This is a genomic window from Thermus sp. LT1-2-5 (assembly GCF_040363165.1).
Classification (GTDB): Bacteria; Deinococcota; Deinococci; order Deinococcales; family Thermaceae; genus Thermus.
The window spans coordinates 97,505-113,789 of record NZ_BSRG01000002.1; the positions used below are offsets into that span (position 1 = coordinate 97,505).

At 69.4% G+C, this 16,285-nt stretch carries 12 protein-coding genes; 3 read left to right on the plus strand and 9 right to left on the minus strand.

Annotated features, from left to right (window positions below):
* Nucleotides 1-45: 45 nt before the first annotated feature.
* Nucleotides 46-483: a hypothetical protein gene (locus ABXG85_RS02500; RefSeq protein WP_353512163.1), complete on the minus strand. Its 438-nt coding sequence runs from the start codon at nucleotides 481-483 to the stop codon at nucleotides 46-48.
* Between the two features lie 99 nt (nucleotides 484-582).
* Here ABXG85_RS02500 and ABXG85_RS02505 point away from each other — a divergent pair, with 99 nt between their 5' ends.
* Nucleotides 583-1,074, plus strand: a complete 492-nt coding sequence (locus ABXG85_RS02505) for an OmpH family outer membrane protein (protein ID WP_353512164.1) — start codon at nucleotides 583-585, stop codon at nucleotides 1,072-1,074.
* A gap of 24 nt (nucleotides 1,075-1,098) precedes the next feature.
* Here ABXG85_RS02505 and ABXG85_RS02510 read toward each other — a convergent pair whose 3' ends face one another.
* From ABXG85_RS02510 to ABXG85_RS02535, 6 genes are read right to left on the minus strand one after another with little or no spacing between them, the layout of a single operon-like run.
* Nucleotides 1,099-1,497 carry a DUF4258 domain-containing protein gene (locus ABXG85_RS02510; protein ID WP_353512165.1) on the minus strand — a complete coding sequence of 133 codons (399 nt, stop codon included), beginning with the start codon at nucleotides 1,495-1,497 and terminating at the stop codon, nucleotides 1,099-1,101.
* A gap of 54 nt (nucleotides 1,498-1,551) precedes the next feature.
* Nucleotides 1,552-2,166: a ComF family protein gene (locus ABXG85_RS02515; protein ID WP_353512166.1), complete on the minus strand. Its 615-nt coding sequence runs from the start codon at nucleotides 2,164-2,166 to the stop codon at nucleotides 1,552-1,554.
* Nucleotides 2,147-3,139, minus strand: a complete 993-nt coding sequence (gene mtnA, locus ABXG85_RS02520) for an S-methyl-5-thioribose-1-phosphate isomerase (protein ID WP_353512167.1) — start codon at nucleotides 3,137-3,139, stop codon at nucleotides 2,147-2,149. The genes ABXG85_RS02515 and mtnA overlap by 20 nt, the downstream gene beginning before the upstream one ends.
* A gap of 9 nt (nucleotides 3,140-3,148) precedes the next feature.
* Nucleotides 3,149-4,207 (minus strand): PQQ-dependent sugar dehydrogenase, encoded by a 1,059-nt coding sequence (locus tag ABXG85_RS02525; RefSeq protein WP_353512168.1) that lies wholly within the window; start codon nucleotides 4,205-4,207, stop codon nucleotides 3,149-3,151.
* A 40-nt stretch (nucleotides 4,208-4,247) separates the two neighbouring features.
* Nucleotides 4,248-5,279, minus strand: coding sequence for an L-threonine 3-dehydrogenase (gene tdh / locus ABXG85_RS02530; protein WP_353512169.1), 1,032 nt, complete (start codon nucleotides 5,277-5,279; stop codon nucleotides 4,248-4,250).
* 11 nt (nucleotides 5,280-5,290) lie between these two features.
* Complete coding sequence (locus ABXG85_RS02535; protein ID WP_486401638.1) at nucleotides 5,291-13,315, minus strand: translocation/assembly module TamB domain-containing protein; 8,025 nt, start codon at nucleotides 13,313-13,315, stop codon at nucleotides 5,291-5,293.
* A 48-nt stretch (nucleotides 13,316-13,363) separates the two neighbouring features.
* Here ABXG85_RS02535 and ABXG85_RS02540 point away from each other — a divergent pair, with 48 nt between their 5' ends.
* The gene (locus ABXG85_RS02540) at nucleotides 13,364-13,630 is read left to right on the plus strand and encodes an acylphosphatase (RefSeq protein ID WP_353512170.1); all 267 of its coding nucleotides are present in this window, start codon (nucleotides 13,364-13,366) and stop codon (nucleotides 13,628-13,630) included.
* On the opposite strand, the gene hflX is transcribed toward ABXG85_RS02540, so the two are convergent.
* Nucleotides 13,618-15,267 carry a GTPase HflX gene (hflX, locus tag ABXG85_RS02545; RefSeq protein ID WP_353512171.1) on the minus strand — a complete coding sequence of 550 codons (1,650 nt, stop codon included), beginning with the start codon at nucleotides 15,265-15,267 and terminating at the stop codon, nucleotides 13,618-13,620. The two genes, ABXG85_RS02540 and hflX, sit on opposite strands and share 13 nt — an antisense overlap.
* Between hflX and ABXG85_RS02550 the strand changes: the two genes are divergently transcribed.
* On the plus strand, nucleotides 15,267-15,887 hold the full coding sequence (locus ABXG85_RS02550) for a YdcF family protein (protein WP_486401639.1): 621 nt from the start codon (nucleotides 15,267-15,269) through the stop codon (nucleotides 15,885-15,887). The two genes, hflX and ABXG85_RS02550, sit on opposite strands and share 1 nt — an antisense overlap.
* Here the strand turns inward: ABXG85_RS02550 and ABXG85_RS02555 are convergent.
* Nucleotides 15,829-16,281, minus strand: a complete 453-nt coding sequence (locus ABXG85_RS02555) for a DivIVA domain-containing protein (RefSeq protein WP_353512173.1) — start codon at nucleotides 16,279-16,281, stop codon at nucleotides 15,829-15,831. The two genes, ABXG85_RS02550 and ABXG85_RS02555, sit on opposite strands and share 59 nt — an antisense overlap.
* Nucleotides 16,282-16,285 lie beyond the last annotated feature (4 nt).

Consider the following 16,285-nt stretch of genomic DNA (forward strand, 5'->3'; position numbering starts at 1 on the left):
TAAAAATGTCCCCGCCCTTCGGGCGGGGAACACCGTACTCCTTTCTTATCGCAAGTTTGCCCCAAGCACCACTCGACTGGAAGAGCCCCCACCCCCGAAGGGGTAGAAGTACTCCCCGTCCAGGAAAACCCCCGTCCTGGGGTCCAAGAGCACCTCTACCCCCAAGGAGAGGTGAAGGCCGAGGTCGCCACTTTGAGCGAACCGCCCAGCAAGCCCCCCACCGAAATAGGGTCTAATCCCCCGAAGGTCCCGGTCCAACTGGCCCAAGTCCGGCTTGAAGAGGAGCTCTCCCCCCACCAGGAAGCTTGGACCCCCAGGAAAGAGGTCAGCGAAGCCCCGGAAAGCCAGGCTTTGCTCCAAGGAAGCCTCCAGGCCCAAACCAAGCCCCGCAGGGGGCAAGGAGAGCCGGAAGGAAACCGCCCGCTGGGCCAAGGCTAGGGAACCCAAGGCCAAAAGCGCCAACAACCAAAGCGTCTTGCGCATACCCTTCACCTCCAAGGAGCATCCTACCCCCCCTCGCTTCAAGGGGAAAGGGAGCTTTCTCTCACCCTGGCCTAACCCGAAGCGGATAGGCTTAGGCCCATGAAACGGCTTCCCCTAGCTGCCCTCTTCCTGGCCCTCGGCGCCCTCCTCACCCCCATGCTGGCCCAGAACAAGAACGTGGCCAGCCGCATTGGCTTCGTGGACGCCGACGCCCTTATCCAGGCCCACCCCGACTACAAGAAGGTCCAGGAGGTGCAGGCTCAGGCCAAGAAGGAGCTTTCCCCCCTGGAGGAGAAGCTCAAGCCCCTAGACCAAAAGGTGCGGGCCGGCCAAGCCTCGGCCAAGGAGCGTCAGGACTACGACGCCCTTCTCAAGACCTACCAGGACACGCTCAAGAAGTGGCAGGACCGGCAAAATCAGGTCCTCAAGCCCGTCCTCGAGGACGTGGATGCGGCCATCGCCAAGGTGGCCAAGGCCCAGGGCTTCGCCGTGGTCATGAGCCGCCAGGTGGCGGCCCAGTCCGGCCTGGTGGTCTACGCCGACGAGGACACCGACCTCACCCAGGCGGTGGTCCGCGAGCTCAAGCGCTAAGCCCCACCCCTCCCCTGCCTGGGCCTACTCCCAGGCGGGGTAAGCTTCCTTGGGTAAGCTCCAACGCACCTCCTCCAAGGCCCCGTCAAAGCGGAGGATGGCGGCGAGGCGCTTCCTAGAGTAGACCCGGTGAGGCTCCTTGGGGATGAAGGCGGTGACGATGTCCACGTGCCGCGGCTTGGCGTACTCCAACACCACGTGCAGGGGAAGCTTCAGCCGAGGGGGAAAGACCATATAGCCCAGCACCAGCATTCGCTGGTCCTCGGGGTAAATGCAAAGCTCCCTACCCCATTCCAAGGCCCGCAGGATGTCTAGCTCGCTGAAGCCCTCCTGGAGCATGTGCTTGGCCACGTGGGGACCCAAGCGGTAGCGCCCTTCCCTGAGGTGGGGGAGGAGGTCCTCTAGGCGGCGAAGCTTCCTCACGTCCACCCCCTTTCCCTCCAGTCTAGGAGGTAAGGTTATTTAGGAATGTGGTCCCTAGCGGTAAGGCCCGAGGGCGGCGGGGTCCCGCACGGCGAGGAAGGCCCCGTACACCCTTTCTGCCCCCGCTTGGAGCAGGGCCTCTCGAGCCCTCAGGAAGGTGGCCCCGCTGGTCAAGACGTCGTCCAGCAAAAGCCAAGCTCCCCCCACCCGGGCCCTGGGGGCGAAAAGCCCCGGGGGAAGCCGGGTCCTCCCCCGGCCCCGGAGAGGCTGGCTTGGGGCGTAGCGCACCCGGGCCAGGACCCGGCGGTAGGGGAGGCGAAGGAGGCGGGCCACCTCCTGGGCCAAAAGCTCCGGGGGGTTATAGCCCCGTCGCAAAAGGCGGGGTAGAAGGGTGGGCACCGCCGTCACCCCGGAAAGGGTCCAGCCCTGGTCTAGAACCCCTTCCGCCAAGGGACGGGCCAGGAGAGGGGCGAGGCCAAAGCGCCTCCCGTACTTCAAGGCCCGCACCAGCCCCCCCACCCTGGGGTAGAGGCCCAAGTAAACCATCTCCCCCGCCCCCTGGGCCTTAAGACCCCGGCGGCAGGCAGCGCAAAGGAGGGGCTCGTCCAGGGCGCCGCCGCACCCGGGGCAGGCGTGGCCCAAAAGCGCTTCAAGAAAGGCCCAAGGCATCCCTTAGCGCCTCGTCAAAGGGCGGGTAGAGCACCCCTTTTTCCGTGATGATCCCCGTGAGGTAGCGGTGGGGGGTCAGGTCGAAGGCGGGGTGGTAGGCGGGGAAGCCCTCGGGGGCTAGGCGCACCCCTTGGAGGGTGAGGACTTCCTCCGGGGAACGCTCCTCTATGGGGATGCCCTCCCCGCTTGGAAGCCTGGGGTCCACGGAGGAAAGGGGCAAGGCGGCGTAGAAGGGAACCCCATGGTGGTGGGCCAACACCGCCAGGGCGTAGGTGCCGATCTTGTTGGCGAAGTCGCCGTTTAGGGCCATGCGGTCCACCCCCACCACCACCGCGTCCACCTGGCCCCGTTGCATGAGGAAGCCCGCCATGTTGTCGGCGATGAGGGTGGCGGGAACCCCCGCCTTCTTGAGCTCAAAGGCGGTGAGGCGGGCCCCTTGCAGGTAGGGCCTGGTTTCGTCCACCCAGACGTGGCTCACCCGCCCCTGGCGGTGGGCCTCGAGGATGGCCCCGAGCGCCGTCCCGTACCCCCCGGTGGCGAGGGGCCCCGTGTTGCAGTGAGTGAGGACCCGGCCCCGGAGCACCCTGGCCCCGTGGCGGCTTATCGCCTTTTCCGTCTCCTCCACCTCCCGCCAAAGGGCTTGGGCTTCCTTTAGGCTTGCCCCCAGGTCCCCCCAGTGGGGGCGCATGCGGTCCAGGGCGTAAAAGAGGTTTACCGCCGTGGGTCGGCTTTGGCGGAGGAGGCGGTCCGCCTCCTCCGGACTCTCGCCCCGGAGGTGGGCGAGGACCATGCCAAAGGCCGCCGACACCCCAATGGCAGGCGCCCCCCGCACCACCATGGCCCGGATGGCCTCCGCCATCTCCTTGGCCGTGCGCACCGGCACCCAGACCTCCTCCAGGGGAAGCCGCCTTTGATCCAAAAGCCAGAAGACCCCCTCACCCTCGTCAAAGCGGAAGGGCAGCACGCGCTCCACGCCCTAAGCCTAAAGGAGGCGGAGGACCTTGTCGTCCCCCGGGCGGACTTGCCCTCGGCCATCCCGGTTGGAGGTGGTGACGTAAAGGGCCCCATCAGGCCCCACCTGCACCTCCCTTAGGCGCCCGAAGCCCCTAAGGGCCTCCTCCACCTGCACCACGCGCCAGTTCCCCTTGCCCCCCGCAAGGACCAGGCGCAAAAGGGCCTCCCCCCGAAGCCCCGCCAGGTAAAGCGCCCCGCGGAAGAAGGCCAGGTTCCCCGGGGGGAAGCCCTGGGGGAAGAAGTAAAGGGGGTCTTGGTAGCGGGCATCCCCCAGGCGGCCCACCCCCCTGGGCCAGCCGTAGTTCCCCCCCGGAACGATGAGGTTCACCTCGTCGTGCCCGAAGCCTTGCTCCCCGCTCGGCCCGTGCTCGCTGGCGAAAAGCTCCCCCGTTTCCGGGTGCCAGGCGAGGCCCTGGGGGTTGCGGTGGCCCAGGCTGTAGATCTCGGGCCGGGCCCCCCGCCTTCCCAGAAAGGGGTTCCCCGGGGCGGGCTCGCCCTCAGGGGTGATCCGCAGGATCTTGCCCCCCAAGGAGGAAAGGTCCTGGGCCATCTCCCGCTCGTACACCTCCCCCGTGGTGACGTAGAGCATCCCATCGGGGCCGAAGGCGATCCGCCCCCCGGAGTGGAGACCGTGGGGGCGGGCGGGGATGCCGTCTAGGACCACCCGGTCCCAAACCCCCCGTTCCCCCTCGTGCCTTAGGCGCACCACCTGGTTCCGCAAACCCCCCTCCGCCACCGTGCGGTAGGCGTAGACGTAGGGCTCCTGGGGAAAGCGGGGGTGGAGGGCCAGGCCCAAAAGCCCCGACTCCCCACGGTGGTAGACGGGAAGCTCGGCGTAGGTGGCCACCCTCCCGCCCCGCACCAGCCGGATGCGCCCCGGCCGCTCGGACAGCAAAAACCCCCCGCCGGGCAAAAAGGCGAGGGCCCAGGGGACCTCCAAGCCCTCCGCCACCCTCTCCACCTTCAAGCCTTGCCCCCGGGCCAGGGCGAGGGCGGAAAGGGCGGCCAAGAAGCGCCTTCTCGTCATCCTCTACCCCCTTTCGGGGTAGAGGCTACCCCAGGGGAGCTTACGCCTTAGGGTCCAGGATCACCTTCACCGCCTGGCCCGAGGCCAGGAGCCCGAAGGCTTCCCGGTAGCGGCTTAGGGGCAGGCGGTGGGTGATGAGGGGGGTGAGGTCCACCCGGCCCGAGTAGACCAAGGCGGTGCCCTGCATCCAGGTTTGCCAAAGCCGCCGGCCGGCGATGCCGTAGGCGGTGATCCCCCGCATGACCAACTCCCCCGCCAGGTCGAAGCGGATGGGGTCTGAAGGGATGCCGAGAATCCGGGCCTCGCCCCCCGGGATCAGGGCCATGAGGCCCTGGTGGATGGCACTTTCGTTCCCGGAAAACTCTAGCAGCACCTCTACCCCACTCCCCGTGACCTCCCGCACCACCTGGAGGAGGTCCTCCTCCAGGGGGTTCACCAGACGGTCCGCATAGGGCTTGGCGAAGGCCAGGCGGTAGGGGTTGGGGTCGGAGACGAGAATGGGCCCCGCCCCGCTCGCCCGGGCCACCATGGCCGCCATGAGGCCGATGGGCCCCGCTCCCGTGATGAGAACGCTCTTGCCCGAAACCCCGCTTCCGGCGTAGACCGTGTGCACGGCGTTGCCGAAGGGCTCCAGGATGGCAGCCACCTCAAAGGGCAGGTCCTTGGGGTTGACCCAGGCGTTCTCCGCCGGCACCACCACGTACTCAGCGAACCCTCCGTCCCGGTCCACCCCCAGGATCTCCGTGTTCAGGCAGACGTGGTAGTTGCCCGTGCGGCAAGCGGGGCAGGCGTGGCAGACGATGTGGCTTTCCAGGCTCACGTGGTCCCCCACCTGGGGGCGCTTGACCCCAGGGCCCACGGCCTCCACCACGCCGCTGAACTCGTGCCCGGTGATGAGGGGAGGACGGACCCTCCCCCTGGCCCAGGCGTCCCACTTCCAGATGTGGAGGTCGGTGCCGCAGATGCTCGCCGCCTCCACCCGCACCAAAACCTCCCCCGGGCCCGGCTCGGGGCGGGGACGTTCCACCAGGGTTAGGCCTTCTTCCGGGGCCAGCTTGGCCAAAGCGCGCATACCGGGCCATGCTACCACCGATAAAGGGCGCCCACGCTAAAGCGCACGCTCTCGCCACTTTCCACGCCTATGGAAAGACCCAGGGTAGGTGTAAGCTCGTATCCAAGCTGAAAAGCGACCGTCTGGTAAGCACCTTCCCCCACCGGGAACCGGGAACTCAAGGAAAGGGTCAGTCTATCCTGGCGGTACTGGGCAAACACGCTTTGTGCTCCTCGCAGGTCTACCTCGTACCCCAAAAACAAATTTGGTGTTACGTATTTGCCCACCGAAAAGCGGGTATCCTCCAACTGCCCACCCTGGAACAGCGGCGCGCGTATCTGGAATTGATCGAGTCCCAAGACCCGTCCAAGCTCCTGCTCCAGTTGACCCACAAGTAGGCTCTCCAACGCCGCACTCAAAACGGTTTGGGGTAAAGCATCCAAAACCTGATTTAGATCCGGGGTACCCAGGATCAAAAGGGAATAGGCTTCCAGTTCGCTTAGCTCGGGCTCTGTGGTCAGCTTGGGATCCAAGCGAAGCTTTACCCGGCCATTTTCACGGAAAAAGCCCCCTTCTGCCTGAAGGTGCAAGACGTAGCCCCGTGCCTGGCCAGTGGCCCGAAGGGTGAACTCAGGCAGGATACCCAGGCTGGGACTAAAGCGTATGGCACTTCCTTCAGGCACAACGTTGAAAAGCACGTCCCACAAGCGGAAAGTGCCCCGAAGAGGACGGGCCTCTCCTGAAAGGTAGGGATCCTGGTAGGGCCCACCCAAGTACACCTCCCCACCTACCTCACCTTGAACCAAACTCTCCTGGACAAGAACGCCTCTTTCCGCATACAAACGAACGTTCTCAAACACCAAGGGAAGCGGCTGCGAAGGACCAGCCTCCTTCGGCCCCCTAGCCTCGTTTTCCCGAGCCGAAGAGAAGACGAGACGGGCACGCAATACCTCGGCATTAGCGGTCAGGTGGTAATTACCTCCTTCTTGGTACAAGAAGAAACCTTTCACGTCCAAGAGGCCCTCCTGCAAGTAAAGGCTAGGATAGGTCAGGGTCAATCGGCCATAACCAGCAAGACGTAACGGAAAAAGGGTTCCCTGGGCTTCTAACCCTCCCAGACGAACCTCCAAGAGACCTGTGGGGTAGCGGAAGACCACCTCCGCCGGGGTGGCCTCCTTGAGCCCGGGAAGGGACACCTCCCCCTTGGCGCTCACCCGGAAGTCTTCCAAGCGGCCCTCGAGGCCCAGCCTGGCCTGCCCCGGGAAGGGGGCCGTGAGGGTGAGCTCCCCTTCCGCCTTGGCCCCTCCATCCAGGGACAGGAGCCCCTCGGGCACGTACCCGGCCACCGGGCCTAGCCGGAAGCGGAAGTCCTTGAAGCCCACCTGGAAGCTTTCTCCTTTCAGGCGCAGGCTCAGGCTCCCCGAGCCCTCGGGACGGTAGGGCTTGAGGGCCGGCACCACCTGGAGCACGGGGGTGAAGACCGTGTCCTTCAGGTTCAGGTAAAGGTCGCTTCCCTGGGGGCTCCAGTACCCCCCGCCCTCCCACACGCCCCGGCCCGCCAAGCGCAAGGCCTCCACCCACACCTTTCCCCCCTCGAGGCGGAAGGCCGCCCGTCCCCTAAGCTCATCCTCCCCACCCCGGAAGACCAGGCTCTCCCCCACCAAAACCCCTTCCCCCCGCCAAGGGTCAGCCAGGGGCACCCGGAGGCGCACCGCCCCCGTCCAGTAGGCCTCCCCCTCCAAGGGCCCCGCCACCGCGGCCAGGAGAAGGTGGAGGGGGAAGCCTCGAGGGCTTGCCGTAAGGTCCAGCCTTTCCCCTTCCAGGGCCACCCGGAAGGGGGTTTCCCCCAGGCGCCCTTCCCCAGAGAGGCCCCCCGGCCCCAGGCGCCCCTTGAAGCTCAAGGAAAGGCGCGTGCCCGCCACCTCCACCGCCCCCGAGACCGCCCCCTCCGCCCCGCCCCCCTTCAGGGCGAGGCTTCCGGAAACCCGCCCCTTGAGGTAGGGGGTGTAGCGGCCCAGGAAGTCCTCCAGGGCCGCCTCCTGGAGGGTGAGGTCCAGGGCCAAGGGGAGGAGGGTCCCCTGGGCTTCCACCCGGCCCACACCCCCCGCCAAGACCCCCTCCACCCGAAGCCCCTCTCCCAAGATCCGGCCCTGGAAGCGGCTTTCCAGGGGGGGAAGGGGTAGGTCCACCCTAAGCTCGCCCCCGGGCGGGTAGGCGAGGCGACCCTCCAGGTAGGGCCCCGTAGCGGTGAGCTCAGCGGAGAGGAGGCGCCCCTCTAGGCGCACCTCCTGCTCCCCCGCCCGGTAGTCCAGGCGGTAGGCCCCGTCCAGGCCCACCTCTCCTCCAAGGCGCCCCGCCCCCGCCGCCCACCAGGGGAAGGCGGGGTGCTCCCCCTCTATCCCCACCTTGGCCCCTTCCCCCTGGAGGCGAAGGGCCACGCCCCCCACCTCCAAGGCCAGGCCTCCCGAAACCTGGCCTTGGGCGTAGCGCAGGGCCCCGGTGCCCTCGGGGCTCGAGAGGGTGAGGGCGAGGCTTTCCAGGTCCAGCTCCCCCTCCAGGGGAAGCCCTACCCCCGGCACCCGGTAGGCCAGGAAAAGCCTCTTCCCCGCCCCCCGGGCGGCCACGCCCCCCGGGAGGAGGCCCCGGAGGAGGGTAGCCTCCCCCTGGGCCTCCCGCGCCACCAGGTCCAGGCCCAGACCCCCCAGGGTGAGCCGGGGCCAGGCCAAGGCCACCTCCTCCCCCAGCACCGTCCCCCGGAGCCGGGGAAGCCCTTCCCCCTCGAGGGCAACCCTCCCCTCGCGGAAGGCCACCTCCCCCCGCCAGGCCCCGTCCCAGGCCACCTCCCCCTCGAGGTCCCCCCGGAGGCCAAGGCGCAACCCCTCCTTCCCGTACACCCCCGCCACCTGCGCCTCCCGGCCGAGGGCGGCGAGGCGCAGGTTAAGCCCCACCTCCCGCCAAGAACCCCCCACCTCCCCCCAAAGGCGCAAGGGGCCGTAAGCGAAGCCGGAAAGGGCCAGCTCCAGCCCCTCGGGCCCCACCTCCCCCTTTACCCCTTCCCCCTGGAGGGCCACCCGGAAGCCCGGCAAGCCCTCCAGGGCCAAGGCCACCCCCCCATAGGCGTACCGCCCGGAAAGCCAAGGCCCGGGGTAGGTGCCCTCGGCCCAGAGCTCCCCAAGCCCCCGGGGCAAGGGGCCTTGGTAGCGGTAGGCCAGGCGGAAGGGGGCAAGCTCCAGCCGCCCCGTCAGGGGAAGCCCCTCCCCCACAAGGTCCAAGCCCTCCCCCCGGCCCACCAGCCGTACCCCGCCATAGGGGCTTTCCACCGCCCCCTCCCCCCACCACGCCCCCAGGTACCCGGCCTCGGCCCGGTAGCGGTACGCCCCCCGGAAGGAAACCTCCCGGTAGCCCAAGCCCAAGGCCACCTCGCCCTCCAGGCCCGCACAGGCCCCCAAGGGCCTAGGCAGGCAGAAGCGCCCTTCACCCCCGCCCCAAAGCGCCCCCTCCCCCCGAAGGGCAAACCGCCCCGACCCTAGGTCCACCTCGCCCCGCACCCCCCCTTCGGGAAGGGGGTAGGCCACCTGGAGCCGCCCGGAGAGGGCCTCCTGGTACCGCACCTCCCCCAGCACCCTGGGCCCGAGGAACGAGAGGGCAAGCCCCTCCGCCCCGTACGACCCCCGGAACGCCTCCCCATAGGCCTCCCCCTGGAACTCCGCCCGCAAGGGAGAAAGCCAGGCCCGCCCCGCCACCTCCCCTTCCGGCCTGAGGAGCCGGAAGGCCAAAGGACCCTGCCAAGGGCCCTCCCCTTCCGCCACCAGCCGGGCGGGCAGGCCAAAGGGCGTGAGGTCCAGGTCCGCCTCCAGGGAAAGCCGCTCCCCCGCAAGCCTAAGCCGTAAGCCCGAGGCCTCGGCGGAAAGCGCAAGCCCCCCCAGGGAAAACCCTTCCTGGGCGAAGCGGAAGGGAAGGCCCGCCCCCTCCCCCGCCAGAACCCCCTCCCCCGCAAGCCGGGGGGCGAGGAGGGTGCCCCCAAGCCGGGCCGCGGCGGCCAGGTGCGCCTTCCCCACCTCCAGGGCGTAGCGGGCGGCACCGGAAAGGGCAAGCCCCGAAACCTCCCCCTCCGCCGCCAGGCGCCCGGGAAGCCCCTCCCCCTGAAGGCGGAAGCGCAAGGGACCTTCCCCTTGGGCAAGGAGGGTAAGGCCCTTCCTCGAGGCCCGCAGCCACCCCACGTACCCCTCCTTCCCGTAGCCCAGGTCCGCCTCCAGGAGGAACCCCGCCACCTCCCCCCGCCCCCGGGCGAAGAGGCTTAGCCCCTCCCCATAGGCCACCCCCAGGGCCAGGGGGGCCTGCCACCGGACCTCCACCCTCCCTCCTTCCCCCGAAAGCCGCAAAGGACCCTCCTGGACCAAATACCGGAGGCTCCGCAGCGAGCCCTCCCCCCAGTACCTCGTCCCTTCCCAGGAAAGGGCGAGCTCTCCCTCGGCGTAGGAGGAGGCGTGGCGCACCCTCCCTTCCCCCTTAAGCCCGAAGAGGTCCAGGGTGGCCTCGAGGCCCGTCTCCCCCAGGGCCTCCTCCCGGTAAAGCCCCCGCACCCTAAGGGCGCTTAAGGGGCCCTGGAGGCTCAGATCCAGGCCCCGGTAGCGGAAGGCGGCCTCCACCCCCTCCCGGTCCAACCGCCCTCCGCCCACCAACGCCCCAAGGCCCCGAAGCGCCCCCACCCCGGCCTCCCAGGCGAGGCCCACCCCCCGCTTGGGCAGCCACAGGCTAAGCTCCCCATCCTGGTAGGCCAGGGCCAAGGGCTCCTTCCCATAGGCGAGGCGCGCCTCCGCCCTCCCCCTGCCGTCCAGGCCCACCTCCCCCTCCACCCGCCCCGTCAGGGCCAAACCGAAGGCTTCTGCCCAGGGGGCCACCTCCTCCAGGGCAAGGCGCACCCGCCCCTTCTCCAGGGCCACCTCCCCCCCGGGGTAGCGCAGGGCGAGGGCGAGGCCCTCCCCGTACCGCCCCTCCCAGGCGAAGGGAACCCCGGCGAAGCGCCCCTCCCCCTCCAGACGCAGGCGAAGCCCCTCCCCCTGGAAGACCCCCCTCACCTCCCCCTCCCGCCCCAAGGCGCGGAAGGGCAGGGCCAGGCTCCCCTGGTAGGCGAGGCCCTCCCCCGCAAGGCGCACGGGACCCTCCAGGGCATAGCGCACGCCTCCTTCCCGCCACACCCGGCCCCGGAAGGGCAAGGGGTCCAGGTAGGGGAGCCGGGCCTCCCCCTGGACCTCCAGGGCCAAGGCCTCCCAGCTACCCTCCCCCGAGGCCTCCCCGCGGACCTCCACCCCGCCTTGGCGGTAGTGGGCCTTCAGGGCGAGGCGGTAGCCCGAGGGGGAAACCTCCCCCTCGCCCTCCCCATAGGGCCCGAGGAGGCGCACCCTTGCCCGAAGAAGTCCTTCCCCTTGCAAAAGGGCCTCCCCATAGGGGCTTTCCAGGCGGAGCCTCCCCCCTTGGGTGCCCCAGGTGCCCGTGGCCCTTAAGGGGAGGCCCCAAGGGGATAGGTCCAGCCCCTCCGCCTGGAGGAGGAGCCGAAGCCCCCCCTCGTACCCCCCCAGGAGCCGAAGCCCCGGGGCCCTCCCCTCAAGCCGAAAGCCCGCCCCCCGCCCCGAGAAGGCCAAGGCCAAGCCCCCCTTGGGGAAGAAGGCCTCCCCCCGGTAGGCCAGGGCCAGGAGGTCCACCGCTCCTGCCAGCCTCCCTTCCCCCAAAAGGGGCGCCGCTCCCCTTCCCCAAAGGCGCACCGCCCGCCAGGGCCCCTTCCCTTCCAAGGTCCCGTAGGGGGTGGCGAGGCGCACCGCCCCCCCCTCCAGGTCCCCCTCCGCCCAAAGGCGGCCCTCCACCCCCCGGTAGCGGAAGGGGAGGTCCAGGCGGAAGGGGTACCGCCCCCGAAGCCCCACCTCCCCCACCCCCGCCACCCGGAGGGCCTCCCGGTCCAGGGCGAAGGCGAGGGGAGGGAGGCGAAGCCCCTCGGGAAGGGGGGGCGTGAGGTGGCCCTTTAGGCGGAGCTCAGGGTAAACCTCCCCTTCCCCCTCCACATACCCCCCCAGGCGGAGGAAAAGCCGCCTCCCCGCCCCCAAGAACCACCCCTCTATCCCGTAAGGGGTCTTTACCTGGGCGAAGCCGGAAAAGCTCCCATCGTAGGCGAGGTCCGCCCGCAGGGCCAAGGGCCCCAAGGCCGCCTCCCCCTTGAGGCTTAGGGCCTCCCGGTAAGCCAGCAGGAGCCCTCCGGCCCGAAGCCATAGGCCCGGCCCCGGGTCGTAAGCCCCCCTGAAGGGAAGCGCCCCCAAGGGGGTTTTGAGCCTCCCGGAAAGCTCCGCCCCAAGCCGGCGCAAGGAGGCCTCCGCCTCGAGGTACCGCCCCTCCGCCCGAAGCCGCCCCCCCAGGGCCCCCTCCCGGTAGAAGGCCTCGCCGTAAAGGCGCACCTCGTCCAGCGCCCGCACGGGAAGCCCAAGGAGGCGCAAAGCGAGCACCCCCCTTCGGTACGTCCCCTCCCCGTAGGGGCTTTGGAAGCGGAAGCCCGAGGCCTCCTGCGCCACCGCCACGGGGAAGGCGGCATAGGGGGAGGCGTAGCGGAGGAGGGCGGAAAGCCTACCCTCCCTCAGGCGGCCTTCCCCCTCGAGGCTGCCCACCGCCAGGGGCGTGGGGGAAAGGGAAAGGGCCAGGTCGCTCCAGGGGCCCGACAGGGCCAAGGGCCCAAGCCGTCCATAGACCCGCCCCCCCTCCCCCTGCACCTCCCCGGAAAGGTCCAAGGGGGCAAAGAGGGGAAGGCGCACCCCAGGGCTTCTGACCTGGGCCCGGTAGCGCCCTTCCTCCAGGGCCAAGGCCACCTCCGCCTTGCCCTCCAAGGGCCTGGGCCAGGCCAAGACCCCCCCGCCCACAAGGCGGCTCCCCTCCCCCCGAAAGGCCAGGCGGCTTGCCAGGCTATCCCTGAAGGCCACCCGGTAGCCCCTTCCCTCCAGGGCGAAGTCCAGGCGGTAGGTCCGGTCAAAAAGCCGCCCCTCCGCCTCCGCCGCCAAGGAGAAGACCCGGTCAAAGCCAAGCTGCCCCCGGTGGCGGAAGGGTTCCCCTAAAAACCGCCCTTCCCCTTGGAACTCCCCCTTCAGCCTGAGCTCCGCCCAGCCTTCCCCCTCCAGGACCAGCGCCCCCTCCCCCTCCACGGGGAGGGAAAGGCCGAAGTGCCGCGCCAAGGCGGGAAGCTTGGGCCTGCCCTCCAGGCGGAAGCGGTAGCGCTCCCCCTTGAGGTCCACCTCCGCCGCCGCCCATAGGGGCCCCTCGAGGCCCCTGCCCCGAAGGCGCGCCGTCACCCGGTCCCCCTGAAGGCGGATGGGGCCTTCCACCTGGGCCAGGGAAAAGCCCACGAGCTCCACCAGCCCCCCCTCCACCTGGGCCTCCCCCTCCGGGCCCTGAGGGCCCAGCCGCAAGACCCCAAAGAGCCTTCCCCCCTTGAGTCCCTGGTAGAAGAAGGAAAGCCCCGAAACCTCCCCCCTATAGCGCACCTCCCAAGCAGAAAGGTCCTGGGCCAAGGCCCTCGCCTCTCCCCGAAAGCTCCCGCCGGGAAGCCGTGCCAGGAAGCGGTAGGGGTTTTCCCCCACGAGGGTAAGGCGCAAAGGGGGAAGGAAAAGCCTTTTCCCCTGGGGGAGCTCCACCTCGGCGTCCTCCAGGACCAGGCTCCGGAAGACCACCTTAAGGGCGGGCGGGGGGCCTGGTTTTTCCGGGAAGAGGGCCTCCCAGGTGGGCTTAAGCCGGGCGCCCCTCAGGGTGAGGCTTAGGGGAAGCTCCCGGCGCAAAAGCCCCAGGAGGTCATAGCGGAGCCCCACCTCCTCCGCCTCCAAAAAGAGCCCCTCCCCCTGAAGCCTCACCCCCCGCAGGGTGAGGCCCAAGAGGAGGTGGCCCCGCACCTCCTCCACCTGTCCCGAAAACCCCCCCAGGGCCAGGCCCCGGAGCACCGCCCTCTTCAGAAGGGGTGGCCAGGCGAGGAGGCCGAGGAGGAGGACCAGGAGAAGGAGGAAAAGCCCCCGCCGCATCTCCCTAAGCATAGGGAAAGGAGATGAAAACCGCGTGGCAGGGCGGGTTAAAATGCCCTCATGCCGCGCCTGGTGGCCTTGGTGAAGGGAAGGGTGCAAGGGGTGGGGTATCGGGCCTTTGCCCAGAAGAAGGCCCTGGAACTGGGGCTTTCCGGCTATGCGGAAAACCTGCCCGACGGCCGGGTGGAGGTGGTGGCGGAAGGCCCCGAGGAGGACCTTAAGGCCTTCTTGCACCACCTCAAGCAAGGCCCCCGCCTGGCCCGGGTGGAGGAGGTGGAGGTGCAGTGGGCCGAGGAAACCGGGCTAAAGGGGTTTTACGTGTACTGAGCCCAGGCCTGGGGCTTGGCCCCGGCGCGGAGGAGGGCCTCCGCCAGAACCCCCTTAAGCTCGGGAAGCCCCGTGCCCTTCAGGGCGGAAACCGGCACCCCGCCAAGCCGCTCCTGGAGGTAGTAGACGTCGTAAGGGGCGGCCCGGTCCACCTTGGAAAGGGCCAGGACCCGGGGGGCCTCCACCCCGAGCTCCCGGAGGAGGGCCTCCACCACCCGGTGCCGCTCCAAGGCCCCCTCCTCCGAGGCGTCCAGGACGTGGACCAGGAGGTCCGCCTCCCGCACCTCCTCGAGGGTGGCCCGGAAGGCGGTGAGGAGCTCCTCCGGCATGTGGCGGATGAAGCCCACGGTGTCGGTGAAGAGCACCTCCCCCACCCCCGGCAAAAAGCCCCGGCGGGTGAGGGGCCTCAGGGTGGCGAAGAGCTTGTCCTCCCCCGGCTCCCCGCCCCGGGCCAGGGCCTGGAGCAGGGTGGTCTTGCCAGCGTTGGTGTAGCCCACCACGGCGATGAGGGGCACCCCCCGGCGCTTCCGTTGCCGGCGCGCCTCCTCCCGCCTTTTGGCGTACTCCTCCAGCTTGCGGCTTAGGTGGGCAATGCGCTCCTGGAGGCGCCTCCGGTCCACCTCCAGCTTGGTTTCGCCGGGGCCCCGGGTGCCGATGCCGCCCCCGAGGCGGCTCAGCTCCTTCCCCTTCCCCACCAAGCGGGGGAGGAGGTACTTGAGCTGGGCCAACTCCACCTGGGCCTGGGCCTCCGGGGTCTTGGCGTGCAGGGCGAAGATGTCCAGGATGAGCTGGGTGCGGTCCAGGACCTTAAGCCCCGTGGCCCGTTCTATCTCCCGGGCCTGGGCGGGGGAAAGCTCCAGGCCGAAAATGAGGGTGGAGGCGTTTTCGTGGTAGGCGAGGCTCTTTAGCTCCTCCAGCTTGCCCAGGCCCACCAGGTACCGGGGGTCGAGGTGCTTGCGAAAGACGAGCAGGCGCTTCACCGGCACCCCCCCAGCGGTGCGGGTGAGCTCAGCGAGCTCCTGGAGGGCGGCCTCCGCCTCGGGGCCCTCCCCCAGATCCACCCCCACCAAGATGGCCCTTTCCCCGCTTCCGTCCTGGAGTTCCCGCACCCGGGCCTGCCGGGCCAGCTCCTCCTCCAAGGCCTCCACCTCCTTGCGGTGGTCCAGGTCCAGGTACTGGAAGTAAGGCCTGGGGGGCAGGATGCGCCAGTCCTCCTCCAAAGCCTTGGGGGGAGAGAGGAAGGCCAGGTGGAGGGTGTGGGGCCTTCCCTCCGCCACCTCGAGGGCGGCCATGCTGTCCAGGCGGTGCAGGAAAAGCACGGAAAGGTCGGGCCGGGAAAGCCCCCCGGGGGAGAGGTGGGTGTGGAGGAGGCGGAAGCCGGAAAGCCTGCGCTCCGCCCTCGCCCCCTCGGGGATGGGGAGCTCCTTGGCGTCCCCCACCCCCACCCGCACCACCCGGCCCTCCCGGTCCAAAAGAAGGCTCAAGGGCCTTCCCACCTCAGCCGAAAGCTGGGCCAGGGCCTGGGCCAGCTCGGGGGTGATGACCCGCTCCGGGGGCACCCGGCGGCGGTAGAGGTTGGACAGCTTTTTAAGCTCGCTCTTCTTGAGCCCTTCCGTCCTGCCGAAGATCTTCTCCAATGCCCCTTCAGTATAGCAAAAAGGAAGCCCTCGAGCGTAAAGTGGGGCCCGTGCGCTGGCTCCTCCTCGCCCTCTTCCTCCTCCCCGCCTGGGCCAAGGAGGGCTACGCCTTCCTGGTGGTCCTGGGGGCGGCCCAGTACGGGGGCAGGCCCTCCCCCGCCCTGGAGCGCCGCCTCGAGGCCGCCCTCACCCTCTACCGTAAGGGCCTCGCCCCCCGCATCGCCGTGGCCGGGGGAAAGGCCCCGGGGGACACCTGGAGCGAGGGGGAGGTGGGTTGCCGCTACCTGGCCCGGCGAGGGGTGCCCCGGGAAGCCCTCCTTTGCGAAACCCAAAGCCAAAACACCTACGAGAACCTCCTCTTCCTCAGGCCCCACCTCCAGGGCCCTGTCCTCCTCATCACCGACGCCCCCCACCTCCCCCGGGCCCTCTTCCTGGCCCGGCTTCTGGGGTTAGAAGCGGCGGGCTACCCCGTCCCCGGACCCTATCCCTTGGGCTACTGGGTGCGGGAAGCCCTCTACCGGCTTTGGCTTTACCTGGGCCTAAGGCCCCTTCCCCGGGAGCTCAAGCCCCCTCCTCCAAACGTTTCAAGGACTCCAGATATCCCTCCAAAAGGCCCCTGAACTGGGTCAGGAAGAGGGCCTTCTCCCGCTTGGCCCGCTCGATTTCCCCGCGGATGCGCTTTAGCTCCTCCGCCGCTTCCCGCACCACCTGCTCTTTGGCCGCCTGGGCCTCCTTGCGGATGAGCTCCGCCTCCTTCTCCGCCTGGGCCTTGAGCTCACGGGCGATCCTCTCCGCCGCTACCACCGCCCGCCGCAGCTCCCCTTCCGCCTCCTTTAGCCGGGCGGCCTCCTCCTCCAGGGAGCGCACCCGCTCCCTCAGGGCCTCGTTCTCCTGGATGAGGGCCTCCATCACCTCCGCCACCCGGGCCAGATAGCCCCGCACCGCCTCCTTCTGGTAGCCGCGAAGCCCCGTGGGGAACTCCTGGTAGCGGACGTCCAAGGGGGTGAGATCCATGTGT

Excerpts from the sequence above, each read along its gene's own strand:
- ABXG85_RS02500 (WP_353512163.1), bottom strand. The coding sequence starts at position 483 with ATGCGCAAGACGCTTTGGTTGTTGGCGCTTTTGGCCTTGGGTTCCCTA.
- ABXG85_RS02505 (WP_353512164.1), top strand. The coding sequence starts at position 583 with ATGAAACGGCTTCCCCTAGCTGCCCTCTTCCTGGCCCTCGGCGCCCTC.
- ABXG85_RS02515 (WP_353512166.1), bottom strand. The coding sequence starts at position 2,166 with ATGCCTTGGGCCTTTCTTGAAGCGCTTTTGGGCCACGCCTGCCCCGGG.
- ABXG85_RS02525 (WP_353512168.1), bottom strand. The coding sequence starts at position 4,207 with ATGACGAGAAGGCGCTTCTTGGCCGCCCTTTCCGCCCTCGCCCTGGCC.
- tdh (WP_353512169.1), bottom strand. The coding sequence starts at position 5,279 with ATGCGCGCTTTGGCCAAGCTGGCCCCGGAAGAAGGCCTAACCCTGGTG.
- ABXG85_RS02535 (WP_486401638.1), bottom strand. The coding sequence starts at position 13,315 with ATGCTTAGGGAGATGCGGCGGGGGCTTTTCCTCCTTCTCCTGGTCCTC.
- ABXG85_RS02540 (WP_353512170.1), top strand. The coding sequence starts at position 13,364 with ATGCCGCGCCTGGTGGCCTTGGTGAAGGGAAGGGTGCAAGGGGTGGGG.
- ABXG85_RS02550 (WP_486401639.1), top strand. The coding sequence starts at position 15,267 with ATGCCCCTTCAGTATAGCAAAAAGGAAGCCCTCGAGCGTAAAGTGGGG.
- ABXG85_RS02555 (WP_353512173.1), bottom strand. The coding sequence starts at position 16,281 with ATGGATCTCACCCCCTTGGACGTCCGCTACCAGGAGTTCCCCACGGGG.